Origin of the sequence: Nocardia amikacinitolerans NBRC 108937 (assembly GCF_001612615.1) — a bacterium.
GTDB lineage: Bacteria > Actinomycetota > Actinomycetes > Mycobacteriales > Mycobacteriaceae > Nocardia > Nocardia amikacinitolerans.
In genome coordinates this window covers 99,592-110,384 of the sequence record NZ_BDAU01000026.1, presented here as the reverse complement: position 1 = coordinate 110,384, position 10,793 = coordinate 99,592, and the positions used below count along the sequence as shown (strand labels likewise).

Annotated in this window: 11 protein-coding genes, 2 tRNA genes and 1 pseudogene; 7 read left to right on the top strand and 7 right to left on the bottom strand. The window is 68.7% G+C overall.

Translation table 11 applies throughout. The annotated features are described in order from the left end of the window. A pseudogene (locus NAM01S_RS37370) lies at positions 1 to 666 on the bottom strand (hypothetical protein); the annotation flags it as partial. A gap of 305 nt (positions 667 to 971) precedes the next feature. On the opposite strand from NAM01S_RS37370, the gene NAM01S_RS20090 reads away from it, so the two are divergent. Further along, positions 972 to 1,445: a ribose-5-phosphate isomerase gene (locus tag NAM01S_RS20090; RefSeq protein WP_067787476.1), complete on the top strand. Its 474-nt coding sequence runs from the start codon at positions 972 to 974 to the stop codon at positions 1,443 to 1,445. 14 nt (positions 1,446 to 1,459) lie between these two features. After that, positions 1,460 to 2,257 (top strand): Fpg/Nei family DNA glycosylase, encoded by a 798-nt coding sequence (locus tag NAM01S_RS20085; RefSeq protein WP_067787475.1) that lies wholly within the window; start codon positions 1,460 to 1,462, stop codon positions 2,255 to 2,257. Positions 2,258 to 2,302: 45 nt separating this feature from the next. Here NAM01S_RS20085 and NAM01S_RS20080 read toward each other — a convergent pair whose 3' ends face one another. Then, on the bottom strand, positions 2,303 to 3,259 hold the full coding sequence (locus tag NAM01S_RS20080) for a GGDEF domain-containing protein (protein ID WP_067787473.1): 957 nt from the start codon (positions 3,257 to 3,259) through the stop codon (positions 2,303 to 2,305). Positions 3,260 to 3,907: 648 nt separating this feature from the next. On the opposite strand from NAM01S_RS20080, the gene NAM01S_RS20075 reads away from it, so the two are divergent. The 3 genes from NAM01S_RS20075 (at position 3,908) to NAM01S_RS20065 (ending at position 4,387) form a co-directional block, all read left to right on the top strand. Continuing rightward, positions 3,908 to 3,978 (top strand) — tRNA-Gly (locus NAM01S_RS20075). A 47-nt stretch (positions 3,979 to 4,025) separates the two neighbouring features. Continuing rightward, positions 4,026 to 4,102, top strand: a tRNA-Pro gene (locus NAM01S_RS20070). 36 nt (positions 4,103 to 4,138) lie between these two features. Continuing rightward, complete coding sequence (locus NAM01S_RS20065; RefSeq protein ID WP_067787471.1) at positions 4,139 to 4,387, top strand: hypothetical protein; 249 nt, start codon at positions 4,139 to 4,141, stop codon at positions 4,385 to 4,387. A 181-nt stretch (positions 4,388 to 4,568) separates the two neighbouring features. On the opposite strand, the gene NAM01S_RS20060 is transcribed toward NAM01S_RS20065, so the two are convergent. Continuing rightward, the gene (locus tag NAM01S_RS20060; protein WP_067787469.1) at positions 4,569 to 5,057 is read right to left on the bottom strand and encodes an FBP domain-containing protein; all 489 of its coding nucleotides are present in this window, start codon (positions 5,055 to 5,057) and stop codon (positions 4,569 to 4,571) included. Positions 5,058 to 5,343: 286 nt separating this feature from the next. Between NAM01S_RS20060 and NAM01S_RS20055 the strand changes: the two genes are divergently transcribed. After that, positions 5,344 to 7,110 (top strand): TerD family protein, encoded by a 1,767-nt coding sequence (locus tag NAM01S_RS20055; protein WP_253798967.1) that lies wholly within the window; start codon positions 5,344 to 5,346, stop codon positions 7,108 to 7,110. A 51-nt stretch (positions 7,111 to 7,161) separates the two neighbouring features. On the opposite strand, the gene NAM01S_RS20050 is transcribed toward NAM01S_RS20055, so the two are convergent. From NAM01S_RS20050 to NAM01S_RS20040, 3 genes are read right to left on the bottom strand one after another with little or no spacing between them, the layout of a single operon-like run. Continuing rightward, the gene (locus NAM01S_RS20050) at positions 7,162 to 7,878 is read right to left on the bottom strand and encodes an ESX secretion-associated protein EspG (protein ID WP_067787465.1); all 717 of its coding nucleotides are present in this window, start codon (positions 7,876 to 7,878) and stop codon (positions 7,162 to 7,164) included. Beyond that, on the bottom strand, positions 7,875 to 8,459 hold the full coding sequence (locus tag NAM01S_RS20045) for a WXG100 family type VII secretion target (RefSeq protein ID WP_067787464.1): 585 nt from the start codon (positions 8,457 to 8,459) through the stop codon (positions 7,875 to 7,877). The genes NAM01S_RS20050 and NAM01S_RS20045 overlap by 4 nt, the downstream gene beginning before the upstream one ends. After that, entirely contained in the window at positions 8,456 to 8,824 is a 369-nt protein-coding gene (locus NAM01S_RS20040; protein WP_067787462.1) for a hypothetical protein, read from the bottom strand. The genes NAM01S_RS20045 and NAM01S_RS20040 overlap by 4 nt, the downstream gene beginning before the upstream one ends. Positions 8,825 to 9,039: 215 nt before the next feature. On the opposite strand from NAM01S_RS20040, the gene NAM01S_RS20035 reads away from it, so the two are divergent. Then, positions 9,040 to 9,432, top strand: coding sequence for a DUF1801 domain-containing protein (locus tag NAM01S_RS20035; RefSeq protein WP_067787461.1), 393 nt, complete (start codon positions 9,040 to 9,042; stop codon positions 9,430 to 9,432). A gap of 4 nt (positions 9,433 to 9,436) precedes the next feature. On the opposite strand, the gene NAM01S_RS20030 is transcribed toward NAM01S_RS20035, so the two are convergent. Beyond that, positions 9,437 to 10,681 (bottom strand): serine hydrolase domain-containing protein, encoded by a 1,245-nt coding sequence (locus NAM01S_RS20030; protein ID WP_067787459.1) that lies wholly within the window; start codon positions 10,679 to 10,681, stop codon positions 9,437 to 9,439. Between the last annotated feature and the right edge of the window lie 112 nt (positions 10,682 to 10,793).

Here is a 10,793-nt window from a genome sequence, read left to right as displayed (position 1 = left end):
GGAGGCGAAGGCGTTGATCTGGCCGTTGCCGAGCACCACGTAGGCGTCGGGCACCTTCGCCATGCCGAAGCGGGCCGCCGCGTCGACCACCATCTGGTAGCCCTCGGGGAACTGCGTCGGCGACATCTTCACCCCGTTCACCCGCTGCGACGCGTAGTTGATACCGCGCCCGACCCAGACCAGGATCGGCGCGAAGACGAGCAGCAGCAGATAGTCGCTCGGCACGGCCCCGTCGGCGAGCACCACGATGAGCATGACGATCGCGATCAGATACGCGACCGCCGTGCACACCACCACCAGAACGAGCAGCGGGATCTCCCAGCTGTGCCTGGCGGGCATCCCGAACGGAGAGAGACCGCGCGGCATGTTCTTCGGCGGCACGGGTGGTGGCGCGCCGTAGGGCGTCATGTGCTCGGCGTGAGGCGACGTTGGCTGAGCGCCATAGGGCGTGGTGGATCCGGTGCTGTGAGGCGGCGTTGGCTGAGCGCCGTAAGGCGTGGTGGATCCGGTGCTGTGAGGCGGCGTTGGCTGAGCGCCGTAAGGCGAGGTGGATCCAGCGCTGTAAGGCGACGCAGACCCAGCGCCGTAGGGCGACGTCGGTTCGGTGCCGTGCGGCCTCGAAGTCGCGGTGCCGTAGGTCGGGTGGGCGCCGGTGTGCTGCGGTATCGCCGAGCCGGGCTGCGGCGGTTGCTGTTCCTGCCCCCACCCGCTCGGCGGCGCGTACGGGGACTCCGGCTGGTCGGCTCGGTCCGGCGGCGTCGGTTCGTGCGGCTGCATGAAATGCACTCTATTCATCGGTGGGGGCGGGGTTCTCGCGTCCGAGGTGCCAGCGCCGCGTGCTATCGCACACACGCTGGTCAGTGCCCGCTGGCACGTCTCGTGTCAGCAGATTCGCGCCGGACGGCTCCGGTGTTGATGGCGGATGGTGCCCACCCGGATCGGCCGTCGAGCGGCCTGACAGAATCGCAGCCATGCGCGTATACCTGGGTGCCGACCATGCCGGTTTCGAACTGAAGAATCACGTCAAGGCCCATCTCCAGCAGGCGGGCCACGAGGTCGTCGACTGCGGCGCCCTCGAGTACGACGCTCTGGACGACTACCCCGCCTTCTGCATCGAGGCGGCCCGTCGCACCGTCGCCGATCCGGGCAGCCTCGGCCTGGTCTTCGGCGGCAGCGGCAACGGCGAGCAGATCGCCGCGAACAAGGTGCCCGGCGCCCGTTGCGCCCTCGCGTGGAGCGTGGAGACCGCGAAGCTGGCCCGTGAGCACAACAACGCGCAGCTGATCGGCATCGGCGGCCGCATGCACTCCACCGAGGAGGCGCTGGCCATCGTCGACGCCTTCGTCTCGACCCCGTGGTCCGACGAGGAGCGCCACCAGCGCCGCATCGACATCCTGGCCGAGTACGAGAAGACCGGTATCGCTCCCGCCGTCCCTGCGTACTGAGGTCGCGACGACGGATGCCTGAAGGGCACACGCTGCACCGCTTGGCGAATCAGCATCAGCGAGCTTTCGCCGGCGGTGTGGTCCGGGTGTCGAGTCCGCAGGGCCGGTTCGCCGACGGCGCCGCGCTGGTGGACGGACAGCGACTCGTGCGCTCGGAAGCGCACGGCAAACACCTGCTGCACCATTACGAATCGGGCCTCGCGGTGCACGTGCACCTCGGGCTCTACGGCAAGTTCTACGACGCGGAACCGCCGATGGGCGTGCCCGTCGGGCAGGTCAGGATGCGGATGGTCGGCGACGGCTTCGGCACCGATCTGCGCGGTCCCGCGGCCTGCGAGGTACTGCTGCCGCCGGAGGTCGAGGCGCTGACCGACCGCCTCGGCGCCGACCCGCTGCGCCCCGACGCCGATCCGGACCGCGCCTTCGCGCGAATCCGCCGTTCCCGCAGGCCGATCGGCGCGCTGCTGATGGACCAGAGCGTGATCGCCGGTGTCGGCAACGTCTACCGCGCCGAAGTGCTCTTCCGGCACGGCATTTCGCCCTACCGCCCCGGCGTCGACCTGAGTGCCGAAGAGTGGAGCGCACTCTGGTCGGATCTGGTCGAGCTGATGCCCGTCGGCGTGGCGACCGGCCGCATGCACGTCGTCCGTCCCGAGCACGATCACGGCGAGCCGTCCTACGCTCCCGACCGCCCGCGCACCTACGTCTACCGCCGCCTCGGCGCGGGTTGCCGAGTATGTGCCGAGCCGGTTGCCCACGCGGTGCTGGAAGGGCGCAACCTCTTCTGGTGCCCCGCCTGCCAGCCGAGCTGACCTCCTTCGGGACCCCACCCGCGCCCGCGGACGGGGTTTGCGGGTTCAGCCGGCGACGGCCGCGTCTATCTCCGGTTCGTCGGAATCGGAGAACGCGAACCGTCGCCCGCCCGCCGTCTTGGCCGTGTACATCGCCCGATCGGCGCGCCGCAGCAGATCGGTGAAGTCGCACGGGGCGCCCGGCGGGTTGTAGGCGGTGCCCACACTCGCCGAGACCGGCACCGGGCCCGCCGACGACCACACCGGGTCGCGCAGCGCTCCCACGATGCGGTTGGCGATCTCGGTGAGCGTCTTGCCGTCCCGGTTCACCGCGAGCACGAACTCGTCACCGCCGTACCGGCAGATCACCGTGTCGGGCGGGCAGACCTCGCGCAGCCGGTTGGCCAGTTCGACGAGCACCTCGTCTCCGACGGCGTGCCCGTATCCGTCGTTGATCTGCTTGAACCGGTCCAGGTCGATGAGCAGCAGCCCCACGCAGCTGTTCGGGTCGGTGGCCATGCGGCGCACCTGGTCCTGGAGCAAGGTCCGGTTGGCGAGGTCGGTGAGCGCGTCGTGAGTGGCCTCGTGGCGGAGCCGGTGCTGGAGGGCGGCGATCTCCTGCACCCGCAGCGACACCTTGGCCGAAAGACTCTGCTCCTGCTGGGCCAGCGCCCGCTCCTGCAGGGCCTGGGCGTAACTGTCGATGGCCTGGCTGGCGACGAACGGCCAGCGGGTCGCCACCAACGAGCCCGGTCGGCCCGAGGGGAAGCCGAGCAGCCAGCGACTGGCCTGCGCGAGCATCCTGGTCCGCTCGAACGGCGGCTCGGCGAGCCGGGCGCCGAGCATCCGCGCCTCCGGCACCGGGAAAGGCTCGTGCCTGGCCAGATACAGCAACCGTTCGACCAGCTCGATGAGAACAGGCTCCAGCTGATGCGGCGTCGTATGCGAACCCGGTTCGGAGCACACGGCCCGTGCCCAGGCGCGACACATCGCGGCGACTGGCGGTTCGATGTCGGTCGCCATCGCATTCACCGACCGTGGGCAACGTCGGTACCCGGGTGCCCTGTGCGCACACAGGTGCCGGCCTCACCCCGATCACTACTGCTACGCGGTTGTGTCCACCTCGCTCGGCGCACGCTCACCGCCCCCTTTCCAGATACCCCCGTCCGGCAAAAAGGATCCTAGCAAGCCACTCGGCACTGAAAAACGGCGTTTTACAACGAGTTTTCGATGCCTCGCGAATGGCGATCGGATGTGTGATCGTTACAGCGGCGCGGGTGTTACACATCAATTTTCGTTCGCTGGAGAGTCGCGGGTCGACACGCCGGGAGTGTGCTGAACGGGCCGGTCGACGCGGGGTTCCGCGCGTGCGCCGCGGTCTGAGACCGCAGGGTTCGTTCCGTCCGGAACGCGGTGGTCGCCGTCGGTGATTCGTTCGGCGTGTCGCGAGGGTGGTCGCCGAGCTGGAATCCGTTCAGCGACGGGTCCACGCACGACACGGGGTCGGTGCCTGTCGGCCGCGAGACCTCCGCGACTCGTCCGGCGATCTGATCAGGGCCGAGGGCTGACGATGCACCGTGCGGACGGGGGCGATTGGCGTTTCCTGAACCGGATTCGGTACAGTGCGTGGTGCACACGACATCGTGGCGATCCCATCGATGTCGTATGCCTGCGGGTGTAGTTCAATGGTAGAACCTCAGCCTTCCAAGCTGATGGTGCGGGTTCGATTCCCGTCACCCGCTCAACGCACGATTCATACTCGTCGGCGGCCCCCGCCACCGCGAGGCCTCGGGGTGTAGCGCAGCTTGGTAGCGCATCCGCTTTGGGAGCGGAGGGTCGCAGGTTCAAATCCTGTCACCCCGACCATCTTTCGACCCTCCCGGACCGCTCGGGATCGGTACCGTGATCGCCGTGGTGGATGCGATGGGGCACGGCCCCACTCAGTTTCAGCGGCCCTGGCCGCCCGACGCGACCGTCGGCATCGTGACGGAGACCGAGCGGGTCTTTCATCGCGGCGTCGACTGTCCCGGGTATCGGCAGGGTGTCGAGAACTCGCGTCGACGCGGCGGACGGATCGCGCCGGTCGAACAGGTGACCTCCGCTGACGCGCGTCGTCGAGGCAAGGGCGTGTGCAACAAGTGCTGGCCGTAGGGGATTCCTCTCCGGACGGGGCGGGCCGGACTGGGCGGCGCGTCTCGACCGGAGAGGAATCCCGGGCATCCCGAGTCCCGTTGAGGGAGAGGGGACTCGGGTGCCTGCGGGGTGCGGGGTGTCGAGTGTCGGCGCATGGCATCTACCTCCTATCGGATGGGCAGTCGGTGCTGCGGGTGGGTCAGCTGTAGAGGCGGGTCAGGAAGGCGTTCATGTTGTCGCGGACCCGGTCGATCTTCTCCTCGGGTGTGAGGTCCTCGCGGTAGCGGCTGCCGAGGGCGGGACGCTTCTTGCCGCGCGCGTACAGCGAGCAGGCCAGATCGGTGCACATGTAGGTGCCGATCGAGTTGCCTCGGCGACCGGAATCGCCCGCCTTGTGCGCGGTCATCAGGACGACGTCGCCGCCGGTGTGCGTGGTCAGGCAGATCGCGCACAGCTGCGGCTTGCCGGTCCCGCCGGTCTCGTAGCGCAACGCGACGCCGACCAGCCGTTCGTCCTGCGGAACCACCAGGTAGCAGCGACCCGGCAACGTCGGATCACCCCAGCCGAGGAAATCCAGATCGTCCCACGGCCGCTCCGCGAGATCGCGCGGCACGGACAGCCGCTTGGCGTCACCCTTGGAACAGTTGACGAACGACGACCTGATATCGCGTTCGGTGACAGGTTTCATGACAGTGTCGACTCCTTCCGGTCGATGGTGAACAAACCGACGTGACGCTACGGACCCGCCGCCCCGGGAACAACGGATTTTCCGGGGCGGAGACCAGGCGAGAACGGCCCCTCGGCGAAGCGAGTCCCGCACGTTTGCGATGCTGGCGAGATGAAGGTCGAGTGACCATGCACGCGACACCGGGTGTCGGCCTGCGCTTCGAGCTCCCGAGCTGATCGCCGCCCGTAACTGACTCGCCTGCAACACTTTCGGCACTGCCGCCGATTGCCTTCGCATGCAGGGGAGCATGGTTGCCCAAGGAGTGCCGCAGGACGGCGGATTCGGATCCTTCACGATCGTGGACGTCGAGACCTCCGGCCTACGCGCGTCCGATCACCGGATTCTGTCGGTGGCCGCATTGACGTTGGAGAGCGATGGGCGCGTCGCGCGAGAGTTCCACACGCTACTCGATCCCGGCTGCGATCCCGGTCCGGTGCACGTGCACGGGCTCACCGCCGAGATCCTGCGTGGCTCACCGCGATTCGAACACGTGCGGGAGCAGCTGTCGGAGTTGCTGACCGGACGGGTGATGGTCGCGCACAATGCGGGCTTCGATTACGGCTTTCTGATGAACGAGTTCGACCGCAGTGGTGGCGTACTGCCAGTGGGGCACCGGTTGTGCACCCTGGCGCTCGCGCGCCGGGTCGCCCCGCCGACACCGGACTGCAAGCTCGGAACGCTTGCCTCCTATTACGGTGTGCCGCGATGGAAAGCGCACGACGCACTGGATGACACTCGTGTTTTGGCAGGGGTCTTTCGCGCCTTGGTCGCGGACGCGGCGCGTCTCGGGGTGGCGCCGCCGCTGCTTCGCTGCCCGCCGAAAGAGAACAGCCGAAGTTCCTGGCGACGCCCTGGCGCTCGTTCGGGTCCGAAGACTCCGTGCGAGTACAGCTACCCAGGTGTTCTCGGCGACGATGGCCGTCTCGTTCAGGGAATGAAGGTCGCGTTCACCGGAGAGACGGAGACGGAACGCGAAGCTCTGATCGCCATGGCGGAAGCCGCAGGTCTGGATGTGACGGGTGGTGTCAGTGGACGAACCAGCCTGTTGGTCACGAACACTCCACATGGACCGACCGGAAAGGCCCGCCGCGCAGCGGAATTGGGCACGCCGATCATCAGCGAGCGGCGATTCGTCGCGATGCTCGGCGAGGTTCGACCGGGACGGCGTAAGGACGCACCTGCCGCATCGAGTCGCGCCGCCTCGTCGAAAGCGAACGGACCTCTGGCAGGTCGGCGCATCCTGGTACTCGGCGGCGCACACGGGGAAGCGGCAAATGCTCGGGCGCGCGTCGTGGAACTGGGCGGTTCGGCGGCGGTGAATATGTCGGCTCGGGTGACCGATGTGCTCGCGCTGCCGGGGGCCGACGGCGATCGCAGGCACGCGAAAGCGATCGAGCTCGGGCTGCCGGTGCACGGCCCGGAGCTGTTGTCGGGCGGGCCGTCGATCGCCGTGAGTCCGGTGGCGGTCGCCGAAGCCGTCATCGATCCGATCGATCTGGCGCGCGGGCAGGTGATCGATCTGCCGATAGCTCAACGCGGCGTCCAGTGGCAGCTGCGCGCGTCGTGGACGCAGAGCACGACATGGGAGGTCGATCTGATCGCGTTTCTGGTCGACGGCGCCGAGCGTGTCTCCGCAGACGAGGATTTCGTCTTCTACAACCAGCCCCGGACGGGCGGAGCCGGGCTCGTGGTGGAGGGCCCCAGCGAACAGTCGATCGAGATAGATCTGGACGAGCTGCCGGTGAACTGCCGTCGAATAGTGGTCGCCGCCGCACTCGACAGCCCGGGCGTGACCTTTGGTGACATCGGCGCGGTCGAGATAGAACTCGCGCCGGGCGGCGAAGCGGTGGCGATGGCCAGGGCAACGCTCGATGCCGCCACCGAGGAACGAACTCTGCTACTGGCCGAGGTCTACCTGCGCGGCGACAACTGGCGACTGCGGGCAATCGGTCAGGGGTACGCAACTGGGCTTGCGGCGCTCGCTCGAAGCTATGGCGTCGAGGTGGACGAGTAGCCGCCGAGCTGATCGGGCCACAGCTCGTCGAAATCCGGAGGCAGAGCGGAGTCAGCGGATTGCGGCCAAGCGGGTGAGGTGGGTGGCGAGGGCGGGGGCGGTGACCGGGGCGAGGGTCAGGTCGGTGGTGGTTGTCAGGAGGTAGCGGCCGTCGTCGGTGAAGTCCAACCAGGTGCGGTGGCGGGTCGGTGGTGACATCGGGTCTTGCGGCGCGACGGTGACGGTGATGAACCCGCGCGCGTCGATCGGACGGTGCAGGGTCTCGCGGAAGGTGGCGGCGCGCAGTGCGGCATCGGACTGTTGCCAGAGATGGGGATCCGCGTGGAGGACGGCCTCGCGTGGTTCACGCATCGGCCCGAGGCGGCCAGAGGGAGCCGAGCCCATGGCGGCTACCAGGTGCTGGGCAACTTTCCTTGCGTGGCAGGCGATCACGGTGACATCGCACGGTCCAGCGACGATCACCGTTCCCCACACCAGGTGGGTGGCGCCGAAGGCGAGGATGGGCTCGTCGGTGCGTCCGTCTCGGAGGTAGCGGTCGCCGGAGACGGTGATGGTGGTGACGTCACCGCGGGCGCAGAGGGTGAGCGCGCCGGTCAGGTCGGGGTCGGCGTTGCGGGGAAAGCGTTCGGCGAGTTTCAGCTTGTCCCAGTCGTTTTCGCTGCGGACGGTGCCGCGGTGGGCCATGTTGATCGGGTAGGGGCGGCGGTCGAGGCCGGTCTCCACCGACCACACGTAGGTGAACTCGTCCGGCGTGAAGACCCACTTCACCGCGCGCCCTCACCGCTCGGGTCGGGCGTGCCGAACACGGGCACGGCGTCGCCGGAGGCGACGAGGGTGGAGTTGTAGCCGAAGGTCAGCGTGTCCTGCGCGTCGGCAAGCGCCTCGGCGGCGGCGATATCGTGCGCCATCTTGCGCGGACCGCCCTCGATCGCCTCGAGCACCGGGTCCGGATTCGGCGCGTAGGGTTCGGGCGGCGGTGGAATGGCATCGCGGATCGCTTGGGCCGCCGACGAATTCGACTCCATCAGCCGGTGCAGTTCGGCGCAGACGTCGCGCACGGCCGCACCGGCGCGGAGGAACTGCTCGGTCGATTCGCGCGCCGCCGTCGCGGCTTCGCCGTGCCACTCCGCGAACTCGCGTCGCACCGCAGCCGCGAACGCCGCGAACAACTCGTCGAGCGCCTCGGCTCCCGCCTGCCAGCCCGCCGCGACGCGGCCGAGCTCGGCGGGCCGCAGCGCTTCGTGCACGAGTTCCCAGATCTCGCGGTGGGTGTAGGCGTCGAAGGATTCCCGATCGGTGACGTACGGCGGGTCGGTCGCCGCGTCGACGCGGTCGGGCGCGCTGTTCATGCGCCGTCGTCCAAGCGGTCGGCGGCCAGTTCCAGTGCCGCGCGCTGGGCGGCGTCGGCCTCGGACACCAACTGCCCGGCCGCCAGATATCCGGCCTTGTACCGCAGCGCCGCTTCCTGCAGCAGGGTCAGCGTGTCCGCGAATTCCTGCCCTTTGGCCGCGAACCCGCGGGTCAGCGCGACTCCGGAGGGCAGCTCGGGAAAACCGCTCACCTCGCCGAGGTCGGTGCCGCGCAGCTGTCGCAATCCGTCGACAAGCGCGTCGCAGGCCGACGCGAGTCGCAGCGCCGTCTGTTCCGACATGCGCAGCTCACCGGTCAGCGCGGCGTCGAACACTCCGGCGGCCCGTGCCTGTTCCGGTTGCACTGGAATCGGCCCCCTCGCTCTTCCTCGACACGACGGTCGTGAGCAAGGCAGCCTATCAGCGGCGGACAGCGCCTTTCGGGTGAATCGTGCACGGTTCGTGGATCGCACAGCGTCGTCGGCGAGCGCTTGTGCTGGGTCATCGGTGCGCGTGCGATAGGTCATCGGGTGGACCCGAAACCCTGTCGACGGACCGGTATCTGTGCCACGATCGGCATATGCCGTATGTGGCCGACCCGCGCGTCGACGCCTACATCGACGCCCTACCCGCCTGGCAGCAGGCGATCTGCCGCGAGGTCCGCGACCTGGTGCACGCCGCCGACCCCGAGGTCGAGGAGACGATCAAGCGCACCGTCCAGCCCTACTTCGTGCTCGACGGCAATATCTGCGCGTTGCTCGCCGCGAAGACGCACGTCAACGTGTTCCTCTACGACGGAGGCATCGTCCCCGATCCCGAGGGCATCATCACCGGCGGACACGACAACAAGACCGCGCGCACCGTGGCCATTCGCGAGGGCGAGACCGTCAACGCTCGCGCCCTCTCGGCCATGTTCCGTCAGATCATCGCCGACAACCGCGCGGGTGGCTGGCGAAAGATCAAGGGGCGCTGACCCTTCAGCTGGCCGCTGCCTCCGGCTCGACCGGGACGGGCGCTTGGCCGCGGGCGGCGCGAGCGATGCGCTCGGCGCGGGCGGCGAGCATCGGCAGCCGGGCGTCGCCGACCGACATGGCGTGATTGCCCAGATGATTCGTGACGAAGCCGACCGAGAGGCCGAGTTCGGGAAACGCGATGCCGCCCGATCCGCCGATCCCGAAGTGCCCCAACGCCCTTCGGGTGATGCGCGGACCGACGATGGCGCGGTGGTAGCCGAGCGCGAAGTGCGGCGACGCGCCGAGCACGTAGTCGAAGCGGCCGTTGGGCGGCATCTCCGCGATGCGCTCGGTCGTCTCGGCGCGCAGCAGGCGACGTCCGCTCACCATGCCGTCGTTGGCGATCGCGCCGTACATCTTGGCCAGCGCGCGGGCAGTGAAGACGCCGTTCCAGCCGGGCATCATCGCGTCGTACGGTCGGGTGCCGATCGACATGTCAGCCCAGCCGTCGTAGACCGCGCCGCGGGCGGCATACACCAGTTGCAGCGGCGCGAAGGGCGCGATCAGCCGGTCGATCGGGACCCTGGCGACCCCGATCCGCGGCGAGAGCGTGGCAAGCCGGTGCCGCTCGTATTGCGGAACGCCGTAGAAGAAGTCGCGCTCGCCCAGTGGTTCAGCGAGTTCGGAGCGGACCAGATCGGTGAAGTCCCGACCCGTCGCGCGCTGGGCGATCTCGGCGACCAGGGTGCCGAAGGTGATGGCGTGGTATCCGGATGCGCGCAGCCGCAACGGATCTGGTGCGGAGGCGGCCATCGCGGCGGAGACCGCGTCGTGGTTCAGGAAGTCGTGCGGGTCGGGCAGCAGGCCGCGGATGCGCTGGAGGCCCGCGCGGTGGTTCAGCACATCGCGCAGGGTGATGTCCGCCTTGCCGTTGGCGGCGAAATCCGACCAGTACTCGGCGACCGGGGCGTCGACGTCGAGCAGTCCGCGATCGATGAGCCGATGGGCGACGGTGGCCGCAACACCCTTGCCGGTCGAGTACGACAGCGCCATGGTGTCCGCGCGCCACGGCCGGTCGCGGTCCGCCCAGCCCGACCACACGTCGAGCACCGGTTTGCCGTCCAGATAGACCGCGAGCGCGCCGCCGCCCTGACTCTTGCGGCGGAACATGCCGAAGAACTTCGAAGCCAGTCCGGTGAAGCGCTCGTCGATCAGCATCGTCCGTGCGTCGGACTCGTGCGTCGGCCCGTTGTCGTTGGGTGCAGTCATGGTCAGACTCCTTTGTCTGTCGGCTGCGCGCGGCCGAACCGCGCAGGCGGGCTGCTTACTCTTGCAAGCGCCCTGCTAGCAGACTGTAACGGCCGTCACGATCCGTCCGCAA